This is a genomic window from Flavobacterium silvaticum (genome assembly GCF_012911565.1).
GTDB lineage: Bacteria > Bacteroidota > Bacteroidia > Flavobacteriales > Flavobacteriaceae > Flavobacterium > Flavobacterium silvaticum.
Genome location: NZ_JAAMPU010000101.1, coordinates 101,591 through 119,446 on the forward strand (window position 1 = coordinate 101,591; position 17,856 = coordinate 119,446).

Below are 17,856 nucleotides of genomic sequence, written 5' to 3' on the forward strand. Positions count from 1 at the left end.
AAAATTCAATTCGAGACAGTATGACAGGCAACTCAGATTTTGGTAGCATTTCCTTCGACCTGCCCAAAAACCAGTCGAACGTAATCAAGGTAATAGGCGTAGGCGGAGGCGGAAGCAATGCCATCAACCACATGTTCAAACAAGGAATCAAAGGCGTAGACTTCATTGTCTGCAACACCGATTCACAAGCGCTTCAGAACAGTGCTGTTCCGAACAAAATCCAGTTGGGTGTTAACCTTACTGAAGGCTTAGGTGCCGGTGCAAATCCCGAAGTAGGGCAGCAGTCGGCTATCGAAAGCATCCCGGAAATCGAGAAGATGCTAGACAGCAACACCAAAATGGTTTTCATCACGGCCGGAATGGGCGGCGGAACCGGAACCGGTGCTGCTCCTGTAATCGCCCAGCTTGCCAAAGAAAAAGACATCCTGACTGTAGGTATTGTTACCATGCCGTTCCAGTTTGAAGGAAAAGTGCGTCTGGACCAGGCGTTGCAGGGAATCGAAAGATTGCGCAAACAGGTCGATTCGCTTATTGTCATCAACAACAACAAACTACGTGAGGTATACGGGAACCTTGGCTTCAAGGCCGGTTTCTCAAAAGCAGACGAAGTGCTTGCTACCGCATCACGTGGAATTGCCGAAGTCATTACGCACCACTATACGCAGAACATCGACTTGAAAGATGCCAAGACGGTGCTTTCGAACAGTGGAACCGCCATCATGGGATCGGCGACTGCCATTGGCGAAAACCGTGCGAAAGAAGGCATCATGGCGGCTCTTGATTCTCCGCTTTTGAACGACAATAAAATCTCGGGAGCCAAGAACGTATTGCTATTGATCGTTTCCGGAAGCAGCGAGATCACGATTGACGAAATAGGTGAAATAAACGACTATATCCAGAGTGAAGCGGGCTACAATGCCAACATCATCATGGGTGTGGGCGAAGATGAAACCCTTGGCGATTCTATCGCTGTGACAATTATCGCGACCGGTTTCAATACAGACCAGCAGACACATATCGTCAATACCGAACCTAAAAAAATCATCCATTCACTTGACGGCGAGCACAAACTCGAGCACGACCTGAGCCAAAACAAGGAAGTTCCGGCTTTTCAGTTGGCCCCGGTTCAGGAGACGGCGGCGCCTAAAGAAGAAAAAATAATTTTTGAACTGACCGAGGCCGAGCCGGTTGCCATTCCTGCACCTGTTGCAGTCGTACCTGCGCCAGTGAGACTTCCTGAGATGGATTTGGTTCCTACATCGGAATTCATCAAAAACCTCGATGTGACGTTTGAAGTGATCTCGGCCGTGAATGAAATTGACTTTTTCATCACGACTCCTGAAGTAAAGGAAATCAAAGTACAGCAACCGACGTATGTTCAACAGGAACAACCGACGTTCAGTTTCGATATTCCGGTTCCTGCAAAGCCTGCAGTCAACGAAGACCGTATCTTGTTTGAGCTGACTCAGGAAACCCGCGATATCAAAGTAAACGAAGCGGTTCAGGTTGTCCCGATGACCGAACTCAACGAGACAGGCGTTGTCAAATATTCTCTTGAAGAATACATGGAGATCGAAAACGACCTGATGAGTTCAAAACCGGTGCAACAGGTAGCGGAACCAATTGCGGAAGAACTCAATATCACGATGAAGAAAATCGACGAACCGGTTTCTAATTTCTCTCCGGCATTCGAAGAAGTTTCACCTTTGGAAATGTCAATCGAAGAAACACTGAAGTACCGTGCCGATGAGCGTCGCCGCAAGCTGAAGGAATTCAACTATAAATTCCACAACAGCCCGTCGCGTATCGATGAGATCGAGAAAGAGCCTGCCTACAAAAGATCAGGTATCGACATCACATCGAATCCGGCTACGAACATGAATTCAAGACTTTCACTTGGAACCGACAGCAACGACGATTTACAATTGCGTTCCAACAACTCTTTTCTACATGACAATGTAGACTAACTCAACCATTTTTTCTTAAGATAGCCCGAAAATACGCAAGTGTTTTCGGGTTATTTTATTTATCTTCGCACCCATTTAAAAACGGAAATCATGAGTCTGCTGATAGAAATAAACGAAGAAATCAAAAACGCCATGCGCGCCAAAGACACCTTGGCTTTGGAGTCGTTACGGGCTGTCAAATCGGCTATTTTATTGATGCAGACCGAAACCGGCGCCAAAGAGGAATTGTCAGCTGACGAAGAAATAAAACTGCTCCAGCGCCTTGTAAAACAGCGCAAGGATGCCGCGGCCATTTATGTCGAACAAAAACGTCCCGACCTGGCCGAACCGGAAATTGCACAAGCTGCCATCATAGAAAAATTCCTTCCGGCCCAGCTCAGTGAAGCCGAAATCGAAGCCGCCGTTTCCAAAATCATTTCAGATAATGGTTTATCGGGAATGGCCAACATGGGCAAAGTAATGGGCCTTGCCAGCGCCGAACTTGCAGGCAAAGCCGACGGAAAGACCATTTCCACCATAGTAAAGAAACTACTGGCATAAATTGCCCCTATAGTTTCCCCTCCGGCCTCATAGTTCAATGGATAGAATTTCAGATTCCGGTTCTGAAGATTTGGGTTCGAATCCCGATGAGGTCACGAATGAATAGCATCCAAAAGAAAAAATGCGCCAAGCTTGCTTGAGCGCATTTTTTCTTTTGGATGCTATTCTCAAAGCGGAGCTTTGAGGGATGGCGCCCCTTGGCGCAATCCCATTCGTGAGCTTATGATTGTTTGTAAGCGGTCGTGCCAAGCTCCGCTTGAGCATTTTGTTTGCGGTTATTCTTTTTCAGCGCGGAGCTTTGAGGGATGGCGCCCCTTTGCGCAATCCCATTCGTGACCTCATAACTGGTTGTAAGCGGGCCAGGCCAAGCTTGCTTGAGCATTTTATTTGCGGTTATTCTTTTTCAGCGCGGAGCTTTGAGGGATGGCGCCTTTTTGCGCAATCCCATTCGTGACCTCATAACTGGTTGTAAGCGGTCTGGCCAGCTTGCTTGAGCATTTGGTCTCGGGATTTCTTCTTTCAGTGCGGAGCTTTGAGGGATGGCGCCCGTCGGCGCACCCGAGGCGCAGCCGAACTGTACGAAGTAAATCCCATTCGTGAGCTTATGAATGGTTGTAAGCGATAGTGCCAAGCTTGCAAAGGCGAATGTGTCGCAGCGTAACGCAATCCCATTCAACTATAATTCTGATGACAGAAATATTTCATCATCCAACTTGCAACTACTTAGATCTTGTGCGACATTTTCTGCCAATTCAAAAACTCACACGGAATTTCGTGTGAGTTTTTTTGTGAGTGTAAATTTTCACACGAAAATGTTCGCACGAAACGCCAACCGGTAAACGATTTAATATACCATCTTTCTTTTCATCTAAAGTCAGCATAATTGAATTGTAATTCTACTGTATAACAATCTGATGGCTTTCGGTGTTACTTCCGTAAATGATTACCAGAATATATTGCCCTGCTGGCAATCCCTGTAAATCCATTTGCCCGTTTGCCGGAGAGATATTCTTTACCGGGTTGCCACTAAAATCATATAAGGTTGATGAAGACGAATTATTCTCTGAGAGGCTATTTAAATCTTCACTTTGTAAATTTGAATTCTCATTCTCATAATTTGATGCCTCCTGAATATTAAGGACATTTGTTGCCGGATTTGGAAAGGCAACATAGTTTTCCTGAGTGGTCATCAGATTATTGTTATTTGTAATATTTACTGTAATCATTGTTCTGGGGCTCCATCCGCATGCATCTCGTGTCCGGACGTCGAATATTCCGGAGGCAGGTTGCGAACTATAAATAGTCGCATGATTATTAGCTACGTTCAGTAAGTTGTAATTTCCCGATATCTGTCGCCATTCCCATTCCAATGCACCTGTCGGAACTTCAAAATTTACATTATAGTAAATTGATGTATATCCCTGAACACCGAATACCTCTTCTCCATTTTCGTCTAGTAAGCGAGGTCTTCGGGCTCCGATGTATATGGTTTTATTTATGGTTTTACTTTCGCAATCCGTAGTAAGGGATGCCTGTAGCGTTGCATTTCCATTTAAATTCCCAGATGATGTTATAGTTACGGAAGTTCCGTTTTGAATGATATTGGATACTGCACCAGACGGATTTACAGACCAGGTTATGGTGCCATTATAATTGGAATTCAGATTCGAAATAGTAAAAGTTTGTGTGCTATTGTTACAAATTTGGCTGACTCCATTTATTTTGAGTGGCAAACTCGCAGCCTCACATGATGATACACATGAATATAGGACAGGATTTCCCTGTAATTCTTTAAGCAGCCAATTGCCATTGTTCAATGTAAACTGAATATGTTTCTCACTTGCTAAAGGGTTTGTAAAAAAGTTTGCAAACGGGCTGTTTTTTGGTGATAAGGGTGGGGACAATGGGCTGTATGTTCTTGATAGGTCAGTGTACAGAATGGGTTGATTTCCTGATCCGATATCCAAGCTGCTGTACGTAGGTACAAAATTAAATTGGGTTTCCAATACATTGTCTTCATAATCCGGTGGTAGGTTATAATTTAAGGATTCAAGATCATATATTCCTCCGCCAGTGTTATCAATGGCAAGCATTGTATTCGCTGATTGCAATGTTTTTTGCCCAATCAATTGTTCTTCCACATGAATCACCCAAAGAATTGTTTTCTTTATGTAAATTTTTCCTTTATAGATTTGTTGTGTTTGCCTATCGGGCAGAGCCTTCAGGTTAAATTCAACTTTCACATCTGTATTGGTCAAAAGAGGTGTTGTAAATTGTTGCGGATTTCCGGTAAGACTGTAGAAAACTTCCAGAAATACATTGTGCCATAAATAACCAAAATCTGTTGTGTCATTCATGTCGAATAAGGTGTCATACGGCGCAAAGCCTAATGAAGTACCGCATTCTGACCCATTGGCAATGGCGATATTGCGAATATTATCCTGTTGGGGATATCCCATGTTTTTGTATTCAGTAGCAAAGCTGCTTCGCAATGCATTATTACTGATGGAAATATTGGTTCCGGTTCCGTCCAATTGATAAATAAGCATTTGCTGTGCGGCCGGGGTCTGTAATAGGGCAAGCCCTTCGAGTAGGGAGGGGTTGTCGTCGGTGAAATTTTGTATCTGCTGGTTGATGAGTGTAAAAAAGACCGGATAGGTTATTTGTTCCCCGACCAAATGCCTTACCAAAGCCTGGTATGCCAACGGGACGTTAGCGCCCTGATGCGGGGCGTCGTGGCTTATATACAATTTGGTTTCGTGAATCTGGTTATGGATTTCCATGTCCCTCAATGCATAACGGGCAACAAGGCCGCCCATACTCATGCCCATCACCACATTTTTTTCATTTCCTGTTTTCAGGCCATTTACCCAATTTATCACTGCTTTGACCATGTAAGCATTGCGTTGGATATAATCCGTGCCGTTGGCAAAGTTGACAAAGACCAGGTCATATCCTGCATTTTCTATGGCTTGATTCAGCGTAAGGCCAGTTGCTAAATCAATCTTTACATCTATCGTCCCACTTGAGACGACGTCCTCTTCTCCCTGATTGGTTATAAAGTCCGTGTAATTATAGCTGTTATCAGGATCAAACCCTTCGACAACAATCAAAGGTTTGGTAATCTGGCTATGGCCGGGTGCAAGTTCCACGGTAACCAAACCGGTCGCCGAACTTCCGTTCCATGCGTCACCGGTGACAGCAAAATTGTTGTATAACAAACCTTCACCGTTATACCTCGCCATGGACGGAGGAGTCGCCGGAATGTAATCGACCCGGACTTTTGAGTGGCTGTAAACGGTCACGCCTCCGCTGAAACCAAACTTAATCTTTATTTCTTTTTCGCCACCGGAAGAGTACGTTACACTTTTGGCCGTATTCAATGCTAATGTCTGATATCCCTGCCCGTTGCCAAAATCAACCTGGATCTGATTTAAGACAGCTCCTGGCTTCAGGTATATCAATGCGTTTGGCACTTTGAAGGAAAATGTATTTCCCCTTAAACTGGATTTTAACGGAAAAGCCGCAAAAACGGTCTTGGTGTCATAGGGCACACGTTTGCCTACGTCAAATATCTGGTCGTTGCTGATGGTTACATCGCCATTAGCCACAGCATTCGTTTTATATTGCTGGTATTGGTAATATTGGGCCGCAATCAGTATATCTGACGTCGCTGCCTGCTGTGTGTTTAAATTAGTATAAACACTTGATGCGGAAGCCATACCTGCGGCAACATTTCCGACCCTCATTGTATAAAGTGAACTGTAAATGGAATTCCACTGGGCTTTGTCAACCCAATTGACCGTACTCAGGGCGCCGTTATACGCTTCTATTTCAGTGTAGCGGACCCCGAATTCCTTCAGGTAGCCCGTGGTTACTTTGCTCGTGCTGATATTGCCAAAAATGTATTGCATCCGATTGTAATAGTCAGTATTCTGGCTACTACACAAGGAAAATGAACAGATAATAGTCAACAGTAAAAATCTTTTCATGCTATTTGGTTTAAATTGGTATTCAAGGAGTATATCTCATATCAAAACGGCCATTAGTAATCCTGACAGTATCGCATTGATCATTTACTGTAGAAAATTCGAATGTGCCGGATATAGTATAATTGACAGTGTTGATATGAAGAAACGTCACTGAGCCTTCAAAGGTATCAGCCTCGTCATAATAACAGGCCTGATTTTGTGTGTATTCGGCTCGTGCGGTACCCTGACCTATGTCTAAAAAAGCGTATGGGACGTTGACGGTAAAAGGATCGAGCGCAACAATATAGACACCCCTGCTTCCAAATTGAATACCTCCTCCCTGATAGATTGCCGTCATGCCCAGGCTGTTCGTTACAGAAATAGGTTCTCCGTTTAGAAGGAATCCAAAAGTGTCTTCACCACTATGGGTAATCGGCGGTAATTGGTCAACGGGATTCTGAGGACTGTCGTCTTTTTGACAACTTGCTAGAATGAGTAAGATAAGGCAACTGATTAATTTTTGCATAGTATATTGCAAGGTAGGTTTTGTTGAATTTAGGGATAGTATTCATTAATTATTATTCTAACGTCATTCAGATATGCGTAGCAATTTATAGAAAATTTTCCTCAATTTTTTTTTTATTTCCCAACATCCCCTTCCTCTCAACCCTCAACGTTTCCAGTCTAACCTCCAACCGCTCCAACTCAAATCCATCCCATTCACTTTTCCAATTGATGATCGACAGAATATCATCGCTTACCAATCCCTTTTCCTCGTTATTTAAATACTGAGCCATCGGCCTGAGTTTTTCAGCAATCTCTTTTTTCTTTTGCTGTTGGGCGATTTTCCTTTCAGTCCGGTATATTTCTTTGGTGTTATCCATGAGCCAATTCTCAAGACGTTTTTTTGCATACTCCTGTTTTTTCACGCTGAGCTGAATCTCTTTTAACTTCTGTTGATTTAATAAAGTGCCGATTTCAATTTTGTAAAGCAAGACTTCGGCGCGTACCGGCAATTCCCGAAGACCGGATTCATACATGGAGTATTGGCTTGGGTTTATGTTTAAAAGCATGGCCATTTCCAGTTGGGTCAATCCCAGGACAGACGATGTGGTTGATTTTTTTCTCATCTCAAATTTTTTTTAGGTTTGTTTTTTTTCGTGTGCGTTTTTCTTCCCACAAAAATGTTCACACAGGATTTTGTGTGACTATTTGTTTTAATGCTAAAGCTCATACATATAGAGTCCAATGTTTATAAAAAGGTTGGAACAGACTAAAAAAAATCACGAATAACCAATAAGATCAGAGCACCGAACTTCACCCCATACCGATTTTCTATTTGTCGAAGTTGCAAGATCGGGGCCGACTGTTCCATTTCACAAGTCTGTTCGTTAAGCTCCATCTCACTAATTGCCACAAAATACCGCATACGGCTCGTCCCAACAAAAAATCTACGAAATCGATTGCTGCATTACAAATTTTATATATTTGTTAATCTCAATTTTGCAGTTGCAAAAATTCCATATTCGTAATAACGCACATAAAAAATTCAGGATCTGATGTCATCCGGGTTGATACTTGACGAAACGGCGCTCGTGCAACTTTTGAAATCGCACGACCAAGCAGCTTTTCGTAAGTTGTTTGACAGGTATCGGCAGCCCGTTTTCGTCTATAGCCTGAATCTGCTCAAATCCCGTGAAGCCGCCGAGGAAAATGTCCAGGATGTCTTTATGAAAATCTGGCAGATGCGCGAAAAACTCGATCCTCAAAAATCATTCAAGGCATTTGTGTTCACCATTGCGCGCAATACGGCGTTTAATGTGTTGGCAAAGGCGGCATCTGACGAAAAACTTCGCGAACGGATTTTTTATGCGAGCCATGAATTGGCGCAGGAAGCCGATTACTCCATCCGTCAGGACGAATGCAAGGCGCTGCGCAAACAAGCTATGAACGCATTACCTGAAAAACGCCGGCAGATTTTCAAGATGTCGCGTAAAGACGGGATGACCTATGAAGAGATTGGGCGTGAACTCGGGATTTCGGTGCATACGGTCCGGAACCAGATGAGCAAGGCACTTGAAACCATGCGGTTGATTCTGCATGAACACGATCAGGCGGTTTAGCTCGTTGACTTTTCTGTTGTCACCTTTCGGGGTGATTTTTTTTTGATGTCCGACAATTCGATAGTCGGCTTATGTGGTTCTGATTGTGGATTTTAAGATTTTATTCCCGCTTCGCTCCATACAGTTCGGCTGCGCCTCGGGTTTTACATTTTTTATGTACCCGGTGTATCGAATGGAATGGTAGCTTTGAACCGGGGAGGGGCCAATGCCATCCCTACAAAATCCGATTTTAGGTTAGATACATTTTTTCTGTATCACCCGAGGCGTAGCCGAACTGTATGGAGCAAAGCGCAATAAAATGTTAATTTTTTGTGGTTCATACGTTCAATAAATTAATCTGGGTTTCGACCGTTTTCTCAAAGAGGCATCGATAAACTTAAATCGCGAGGCACAATCAATTATTTTTTATTCGTCTTATGCGGCAGATCGTTTATCGCTTTTGGATTTAATTGTCCTGGTTTTGTTCCGGTTTGTTTAAATTCCTTCGGTTGTTTTAGCTTAATTGAATTGGTTCCGACAGAGTTCAAAGTCTCAATTTTCCCAATCATTTCCGACTTTCCAGACTTTCCGGACTTTCCGGTCTTTCCCGACTTTTCAGACTTTTCGGACTTTCCCGACTTTTCAAACTCTCCCCATCTCCCGAACTTCAAAAAAAAATCTACATCGATTGAGTAGTACTCTTTCACGTTTGCGCTGTATTATATCAAATCGCCAATACAAAACACGTGAACCACGAATACGATATAAAGGAGCTTCTTGAAAAATTCTACAGGAATGAATGTTCCGAAGAGGAATTGGGACAGGTTATCACTTATTTTAAAAAACAGGAATTAACAGCTGATTTTCCGAATGTCGAAGAAACCGAAGCCATGCTTTCTTCCGATGATTTAGACGATGCGACAGCCGACAGGATTTTCAGGAACATCGTCGGAGAGGAAACCCCGGTCATCCCGTTGTATCGCAAAAAGCACTATCCGTTTGTGAGATATGCTTCTGTTGCCGCCATTTTCCTGGTCGTGCTTTCGTCGGCCTGGTTCCTCTACCGGCAAACCGATACTGCAAACAACGTTGGGACATCAGCTGCAAAGCCCGAAATGCCAAATGCCATCACGCTTAAAACCGCCGATGGAAAAATCCACATCCTCAAATCCGGCCAAAACGTGGCGGTTCTCGATTCAAATGGAAAGCTGATCGCTAATCAGGAAGATGGGAAGTTGGTCTACGACAGTTCGGACGAATCGGAATCGGCCTACAATACACTTACGATTCCGTATGGCCAGCGTTTTTCACTCCAATTATCAGATGGGACGCTCGTGTACCTGAACGCGGGAACGACACTGAAATACCCGGTCAACTTCAAAGGTGCACAGCGTTTGGTCTATCTGGAAGGAGAGGCGTATTTTGAAGTAGCCAAAGACAAGAAGCATCCGTTCATTGTGAATACGGACGATATGAACATCGGTGTCCTGGGAACGCATTTCAATGTTTCGAATTATCCGGAAGACGAACACACCGAGGCCGTCCTTGCCGAAGGATCAATATGTATGTTTACCAAAGACCAGTCGTTCGATCCGAAAACCAACCTGTTACTCAAACCCGGCGAAAAAGGAAGTTATGACCGCGCGACCAAAAAAATCCAGACGAGTCCGGTGGCTACCGAAACCTACATCAGTTGGGTGCGGGGAGAATTGTATTTCCACAACCTGACATTCGCCCAGATTTGCCGTAAAATGGAGCGGAAGTACAATGTAGTGATCGAGAATCGTGATGCGCAACTGGCTTCGGAACGCTTCAATGCATCGTTCAGCGATGTGCCTGTACTTAAGGTTCTGGGCTATTTCAATGAAATCCGTCCGATAGAGTATCGCATATCCGGAAACAAACTAATCATCCAGAAAAAGAAAAACCCATGACATAGCACTACACAAAAAAGAAAACCGGGAAATGCTGCGAACAAATCCCGATTTAGAATCCAATCGATTGAACCAGAATCCAATCCAATCAACCCAACGAATTTATGGAAAAAAAATCAGAGAAACGGCGGTCAAGGCCGTTCTTCCACATTGATCTCAAAGTGAAACTAACCACACTATTATTGCTGACTTGTATGTTCAACCTGCAGGCCAGCACCTACGCCCAGAAAAACCGTGTAACGCTGAATGTGAATAATGTCGCCATTGAAAAGGTGATCGAACGCATCCAGCAAACCACCGACTTTCGTTTTATTTATAATGTCAACGATATCGATTTAGCGCGGACAGTATCCATAAGCGTAAAGGAAAAACCGGTCGATTTTGTGCTGTCCCAACTGTTCAGCGGAACCGGCACGAGCTTCAAGATCAGCGACAATCAGATTATCCTCAAAAAAATCGATGTTCCGGTCAATTCCGGCTGGTCCATGTTGCCTTATCCGATAAAAGGAAAGATTGTCGATGAAAACGGAGTGCCGTTACCGGGCGCGACCGTCATGGACCAAAAGACCAAAGCATCTGCCATGACAGATCTTGACGGGAATTTCGAGCTGACCGTAGAAACTGAAAGTTCCATCGTAGTCGTAACATTTATCGGATACGAAAACTTCTCGTTTACGGCTGGACAGCAACCGCCTGTCATTAAACTGAAGGCCGAAGTCAATTCATTGAATGAAGTCGTGGTGGTTGGTTATGGAACGGCAAAGCGCAGGGACGTCACCGGCGCCATAGGCTCCATCCAGGAAAAAGACATGAACAAAGGCGCTATTACAGATCCGCTTCAGCTTATTGCCGGAAAATTACCCGGTGTTTCGGTGACCCAGACAGGAAGCGAACCGGGAACCCGGCCAAGCATAAGGATTCGCGGAGTTTCATCGCTTATAGGTGGGGCCGATCCGTTGGTTGTTGTCGATGGGATTCAGGGCGACCTTGACTTTTTGAATACGATACCTCCAAGCGAAATCGCTTCCATCGATGTACTCAAAGATGCTTCGGCAACTGCGATTTACGGATCCAGAGGCGCTCCGGGAGTACTCATCGTGACACTGAAAAAAGGCAAAGCCGGAAAGACGACTATAGAATTCAATGCGACTGGATCTTTCGATCAGATACCCAAAAAATTAGATATGATGAATGCCGACGAATGGTGGGCCGAAGCACAACGGGTTGGGGTACCTGCTTCGGCCAACCACGGTGCGAATACGGATTGGTACGATATCATGACGCAAAATGGCTATACCCAGAATTATAACCTGTCGTTCGGAGGCGGAACGGATAAATTCAGTTATCGTGCCGCCATAACAGCAATACTTCAGGAGGGAATAGTGATCAATTCAAACAATAAGCGATATATCGGGACTTTCCAGGCGACCCAAAAAGGACTTGATGATAAATTGCGGTTGACGTTCAACATGAACAGCGGAATCAGTAATACTAATCGTATGGTACAAACCATCGGGCGTGCGGCATTTACGTCGAACCTGATTTCCCAGGCTTACGTCATGCGACCGACAGATCCCGTATTTAATACAGACGGGACTTATTTTACAGATCCTAATTTATTCCAATACCTGAATCCATACGCCGTTGCCGAAACCACGATTGGCGAAGGCGAAAACGACAACTTCCTTGGAAGCCTCAAGGCCGAACTTGATTTGTTGCCCGGGCTTACGGCGAGCTGGTTCGGAAGCTGGAGAAAGACGAACAGCATGGAAGGTTTTTATATTCCTGTCGAATCTACAGATGCAAATGCCATCAACCAAAAAGGTTTTGCAAACGTCTGGAACCGCAAGCAGAACGAAAGGCTTATGGACATGAGCCTTACCTATACAAAAAATTTCGGGAGACATACTGTCAACCTGTTGGGGCTTTACGAATGGCAAAGCCAGGTGTATACCGGAACGTATGCCCAGGCACGCGGTTTTATAAATGACCTTACGGCTTACCATGCGTTGCAGTTGGGCGATGCTTCGGCTTCGCTTCCTGGCGATGTGGCTTCTTATAAAAACGACCGCCGTGCCATTTCGTTCCTCGGCCGTGTGAATTACGGTTTTGGTGACCGATACCTACTGACAGCCAGTTTAAGACGAGACGGATCTACCGTTTTCGGGGCGAACCACAAATGGGGAAATTTTCCGGCGGCATCCGTTGCCTGGCAAGTGCATAACGAATCGTTTATGAAGGACGTAAAATTCATCAATGAATTCAAGATCCGTGGAGGCTATGGAGAAACCGGAAACCAACAGGGCCTGACCCCGTTGAATTCGATTGGATTGGTGGGGCCTTATGGACAAACGTATTTTGGTGGCGAGCCGATACTCAATTTCGGACGCAACCAGAATCCGAATCCGGATTTGAAATGGGAAGTGAAAAAACAAACCAACCTGGGATTTGATTTTGCCATGTTCGATAACAGATTCCGTGGTTCGTTCGATGTGTACAGATCCAGGACGGACGATTTGCTGTTGACCTATGAAGTGTCCGTGAACCAGTTCGAATATCAGTTTTTGAAGACGAATGGCGGAAGCATGGAAAACAAAGGCCTGGAACTCGCCCTGGCGTACGATATCGTCAAGACAGAAAATACCCGTGTGACGCTCGCCGGAAACATGTCGCTGCTTAAGAACAAAATTCTTTCGCTCGACGCCACCGTAAATGGCTTGGCCCTGAATACAGATTATGTAAGCTGGGGTCTCAACTCTTATTTGATAGAAGGCCAGCCGCTGGGCACGTTCAACATCCTGCACCATACCGGAGTGGATGACAATGGAAAAGAAACGGTTCTCGACGCAGACGGAAGCGGGCCTATCATCGATCAGGGAAATGACAGCCCCGACAAATTCTTTAAAGGCTCTGTTTTGCCGACTTATACTTTTTCCTTCAACCCTACGATCCAGTACAAAAACGTTGACTTCTCTATGTTGTGGAGAGGGTCGGGTGGAAATAAAATTTACAACGGGCTCCGGGCGACCTTGAGTTACGAGGAAAATATCGGTAAATCGAATCTGTTGCAAAGCGCAGCGCAGGATCGCATTTATACGTCTCCATATTCTTCAGATTACTGGCTTGAGGATGGTTCTTTTATTCGTCTTGAGAACATGACTTTCGGATACAATATCAACTTTGGCGATTTCAAATATCTCGAAGCATTGCGAATTACGCTGGTAACCAACAATCTTGCATTGTTCACAAAATACAAAGGACTTGATCCGGAACTCAATTTCAGCGGCTCACAAGGAGGCGGGAACGATAATGGAATCTATCCGCGGACACGCACGGTGGCATTAGGACTGAATTTGAAAATCAGATAAAAAATTGAAAATGAAAAGAATACTAAAACTGAAAAAGAACATCTTGCTGGCCAGTCTTGCCCTGATGGCAATGGCGGGTTGCACGAATGTAGACGAAAACGTCTATGACCAATATATCGAGGAAACCTTCTACGGAACAGAAGAAGGAGCAAACGCAGCACTCGCGGCGGTGTATTCCCAGGTTGCCGGAAACTGGAACGGAGTAGGTTATGCCGGAGCCGATAACGGATGGTATGATCTTAATTGCATGACAGCAGACGAACAGGTCATTCCACACCGGACTACGGGTGACTGGCAATTGGATTTCGCGAGATTATACAAACATGAATGGCTGCCGTCTGATTTTATCCTGACCAATACATGGAACTGGCTCTATAAGTCAATCTATCAGGCCAACCGCGCTGTAGGTTTGCTTGAAAATGCAAATGCAGATCCTGCAAAGATCGCTGAGGCCAAAGTGCTGCGTGCTTTTTTCTACTATATGCTCATAGACGATTTCGGAAGCGTTCCTTTTTATACCGAAAACGGCATACCTGCAGATCAGATCCCCCAAGCTTCAAGAACTGAAGTCTATGATTTCATTGTCAGTGAGCTTACAGAAAACATCGATTTGCTTTCTTCTACAAAAGGCGGCGAATACTATGGAAGGTTCAACAGATGGGCTGGTTATGCACTATTGGCAAAAGTATACCTGAACGCCGAAGTATATACCGGAACGGCACACTGGCAGGATTGCCTTGCCGCCTGTGACGTGATCTCTACGGGTGGATTTTCATTGCATCCGGCGAATACTAACGCCGGAAGCCCGCTTGGGAACAGCTATTATGAGTTGTTCGGGGATATGCTGCCCGAAGATGAAACAATATTGGCGATGTTTTCAACGGTTGATATCGTATCGAGAAACGTCTATGCACTCCGCAGCCTTTACGGCCCTCACGGTCAGGCGCTTTTTGGTTACAGCGGCTGGAACGGAACCATTGTCCCTTCGCCGTTTTATGAGTCGTTTGCAGATGGTGACATCCGCAAAAAGCAATTTCTTGTTGGCGACCAGGGTGGAGGCGTCAATTATACGCTTGAGGTAGGAAGCCTGGACAACCCGGGAGCAGCGCCGATGGCCGGTGTGCGCGATGTGAAATTCTATCCGGCCTTGCCGTTGAATGGTGGTGGTGCGTCAAACGACTTCCCGATTTACCGCTATGCCGATATTTTGCTGATGAAAGCCGAATGCAATCTCAGGTTAGGAAATGCCTCAACTGCAAAACCATTCGTAGACCAAGTCCGCCAGCGTGCCGGAATGGCTGTTTTGGCTTCAGATCCATCACTGATGGATATTTACAACGAGAGAGGGTTCGAATTGAACTGGGAAGCCCATCGCCGTCAGGACATGATCCGGTTTGGGACATTCCTCAATGCCAACCAGTTCCGCGCGGCTTCCCCGGATAACCATAACGTATTCCCGATTCCTACCGATGCATTGGATACAAACCCCAACCTTCAACAAAATCCAGGTTATTAATTCTATAGATCATGAAGAAGTATCTGAATAAAATAATGGTTATCGCAGCCATTGCTTTTTTGGGAGTGTCGTGCGATGATGCCGAGCTGACTACCTTGGCAAAAGTAAGTTTTGAGGAACCTGTCATTGCCACCCCGAATACTCTGGCAATAACTTCGGACAATCAATACCAGAACATTGTTACCGTTTCGTGGCCGCATGTCCAATTTCCGATAGATGCGCCTGTCACCTACAAAATCCAGTTTGATGTAGCTACCGATACCATCGGAGACAATGCCTGGGAAAATGCAATCACCCTGGATGCAGGTGAAGATGTGTTAAGCAAATCGTTCCTAGGTGATGAAATAAACAATATGGCTCATACGCTCGGACTCGTTTCTGATGTTCAGGGAGAACTTGTGGTACGTGTGGAAGCGTACATGGACAGAAGCGTGTTTTCATCTGCAACCACAATTCTAGTAGTTCCTTTTACCGAACCGATTGCTTTCGGCCAAGTGTATGTTCCCGGGCAATATCAGAACTGGCAACCGGCAACTGCTGCTACACTTGCTGCAATAAGCTCCGGCGTTTATCAAGGTTTCCTGACTTTTCCTGCGGGCCAATTGGAATTCAAATTTACGACAGGGCCAAACTGGGATCAGCCTTACGGAGGTGATGCGAACGGCAATCTCACATCGCCCGGCATAAACAACCTTCATGTGCCTGCTGCCGGAACATATCAGATTACGCTGAATCTCAATACCATGAGTTACACGGCCGTTCCGTATTCATGGGGGGTAATCGGAACTTCAACCGTGGGACAATGGAATACCGATACCGATATGGTCTGGGATTACCAAAACCACATCTGGAAATTTACCGGCGCATTGGTTCCCGGTGCTTTGAAGTTCCGTCTCAATGATTCGTGGACGATCAACTACGGCCCGAACAACAGCACGGACTTCGTCGTCTTCCTCGATAATCCGGGCGCACATACCATAGATGTCGCCGGAACGTATATAGTAACCCTGGATATGCCGGATGCAACCGTTCCACCATCGGCAGCCTACACCGTAACACTACAGTAAAAAATGAAAAAGATATATAGAATTTCCATCGCCTTATTTATCGGGATGAGCCTTTGGGCCTGTAATTCCGATGACAATACAGCTGCACCTTCGCCTTACGAACAATACGGTTCCGCTTTTACGGCAATGCCAAAAAAACAGGATGCGATTATTTATCAGGTCAACATCCGGTCTTACAGTCCGCAGGGAAATCTCAATGGAGTTCGTGACGGCCTGACGAAAATAAAGGAGCTCGGTGCCAACGTGGTTTACCTGATGCCGATTTATCCGGTTGGTGAACTTGATGCCGTGGGTGAACTGGGTTCGCCTTATGCCGTTAAAGATTACAAAGCCGTCAATCCTTCATTCGGGACTCTTGAAGATTTGCGTGCGTTGGTGTCGGAGGCACACGAAATGGGAATGGCAGTCATTCTCGATTGGGTCGCGAACCACACGGCTATGGACAATAACTGGATCACCGAACATCCGGAATATTATGTCCGGAATGAAAACGGGGTTATCCAGCATCCGGCTGGAACGAATTGGCTCGATGTCGCTCAATTGGATTATAACAACCTGGAAATGCGTAAGGCCATGATAGATGCTATGTCTTATTGGGTATACAATGCAAACATCGATGGCTTTCGTTGTGATGCCGCCGATTTTGTCCAGCAGAGTTTTTGGTCTGAAGCGATCCCGCAATTGCGGTCGATCAAAAACCAAGATATTTTGATGCTGGCCGAAGGAACACGTGTCAATCATTTTTATGCCGGGTTCGATTACACGTTCGGTTTCGGATTCTTCAGTGCGCTTGAAAAAGTGTATTCCGAGAACAAGCCTGCGACTTCTCTTCAGGACGCAAATGCACTTGAATACGGCAATAATTACAACGAGGAAAACCGAATTGTCCGCTATACGACAAACCACGACGTGAACTGGAGCGACGGCACGCCATATGAGCTTTTTCACGGACGCGATGGATCTATGGCTGCTTTTGCCGTGGCTTCCACGATGAAATCTGTCCCGATGATTTATAACGGACAGGAAGTGGGCTATAACCAACGAATCGATTTTATGTCGGCGGTTCCTATTGACTGGAATTCGGGTGATGCATCTGTGCTTGCCGAATACAAAAAGATCATTGCGTTCCGTAATTCGAGTGATGCTGTGAAAAGAGGAAATTATACCGGTTACAGTTCCGCATCGGTAACTGCATTCACCATGAAAAAAGATGGGAATGAGGTACTTGTGCTTGCTAATATGACAAATGCACAATCAAATTACATTTTTCCTGCGAATCTTTCAAACGTTGGTTGGAACGATGCATTTACGGGACAAGCTGTTGCGCTCGCTTCTCAGATAATTTTGGCTCCTAATGAATATCGTATATTTTATTCGCTATAAAATTTCAT

General features: G+C 45.1%; 11 protein-coding genes and 1 tRNA gene. 9 read left to right on the plus strand and 3 right to left on the minus strand.

The features are described 5' to 3' along the window. Nucleotides 1–20: 20 nt before the first annotated feature. The 3 genes from ftsZ to G6047_RS05775 all read left to right on the plus strand — a co-directional run bounded on the left by ftsZ (nt 21) and on the right by G6047_RS05775 (nt 2,602). Nucleotides 21–1,967 carry a cell division protein FtsZ gene (ftsZ, locus tag G6047_RS05765; protein ID WP_169526533.1) on the plus strand — a complete coding sequence of 649 codons (1,947 nt, stop codon included), beginning with the start codon at nt 21–23 and terminating at the stop codon, nt 1,965–1,967. A 90-nt stretch (nt 1,968–2,057) separates the two neighbouring features. Then, nucleotides 2,058–2,507: a GatB/YqeY domain-containing protein gene (locus G6047_RS05770; RefSeq protein WP_169526534.1), complete on the plus strand. Its 450-nt coding sequence runs from the start codon at nt 2,058–2,060 to the stop codon at nt 2,505–2,507. A 23-nt stretch (nt 2,508–2,530) separates the two neighbouring features. Next, nucleotides 2,531–2,602 (plus strand) — tRNA-Arg (locus G6047_RS05775). Nucleotides 2,603–3,403: 801 nt separating this feature from the next. Here G6047_RS05775 and G6047_RS05780 read toward each other — a convergent pair. The 3 genes from G6047_RS05780 to G6047_RS05790 all read right to left on the minus strand — a co-directional run bounded on the left by G6047_RS05780 (nt 3,404) and on the right by G6047_RS05790 (nt 7,608). Beyond that, nucleotides 3,404–6,499, minus strand: coding sequence for a T9SS type A sorting domain-containing protein (locus G6047_RS05780; protein ID WP_169526535.1), 3,096 nt, complete (start codon nt 6,497–6,499; stop codon nt 3,404–3,406). Nucleotides 6,500–6,521: 22 nt separating this feature from the next. Further along, nucleotides 6,522–7,004 carry a DUF6252 family protein gene (locus G6047_RS05785; protein ID WP_169526536.1) on the minus strand — a complete coding sequence of 161 codons (483 nt, stop codon included), beginning with the start codon at nt 7,002–7,004 and terminating at the stop codon, nt 6,522–6,524. An 85-nt stretch (nt 7,005–7,089) separates the two neighbouring features. Then, complete coding sequence (locus tag G6047_RS05790) at nt 7,090–7,608, minus strand: helix-turn-helix domain-containing protein (RefSeq protein WP_169526537.1); 519 nt, start codon at nt 7,606–7,608, stop codon at nt 7,090–7,092. A gap of 429 nt (nt 7,609–8,037) precedes the next feature. Between G6047_RS05790 and G6047_RS05795 the strand changes: the two genes are divergently transcribed. The 6 genes from G6047_RS05795 (at nt 8,038) to G6047_RS05820 (ending at nt 17,848) form a co-directional block, all read left to right on the plus strand. After that, nucleotides 8,038–8,601, plus strand: a complete 564-nt coding sequence (locus G6047_RS05795; RefSeq protein WP_169526538.1) for an RNA polymerase sigma-70 factor — start codon at nt 8,038–8,040, stop codon at nt 8,599–8,601. Nucleotides 8,602–9,326: 725 nt separating this feature from the next. Continuing rightward, nucleotides 9,327–10,514, plus strand: a complete 1,188-nt coding sequence (locus G6047_RS05800) for a FecR family protein (protein ID WP_169526539.1) — start codon at nt 9,327–9,329, stop codon at nt 10,512–10,514. Between the two features lie 104 nt (nt 10,515–10,618). Continuing rightward, nucleotides 10,619–13,882: a TonB-dependent receptor gene (locus G6047_RS05805; protein ID WP_169526540.1), complete on the plus strand. Its 3,264-nt coding sequence runs from the start codon at nt 10,619–10,621 to the stop codon at nt 13,880–13,882. Between the two features lie 10 nt (nt 13,883–13,892). Next, nucleotides 13,893–15,398, plus strand: coding sequence for a RagB/SusD family nutrient uptake outer membrane protein (locus G6047_RS05810; RefSeq protein WP_169526541.1), 1,506 nt, complete (start codon nt 13,893–13,895; stop codon nt 15,396–15,398). Nucleotides 15,399–15,409: 11 nt separating this feature from the next. Then, the gene (locus G6047_RS05815) at nt 15,410–16,465 is read left to right on the plus strand and encodes a pullulanase X25 domain-containing protein (protein ID WP_169526542.1); all 1,056 of its coding nucleotides are present in this window, start codon (nt 15,410–15,412) and stop codon (nt 16,463–16,465) included. A gap of 3 nt (nt 16,466–16,468) precedes the next feature. Further along, nucleotides 16,469–17,848, plus strand: coding sequence for an alpha-amylase family glycosyl hydrolase (locus G6047_RS05820; RefSeq protein ID WP_169526543.1), 1,380 nt, complete (start codon nt 16,469–16,471; stop codon nt 17,846–17,848). The last annotated feature ends 8 nt before the right edge of the window (nt 17,849–17,856 follow it).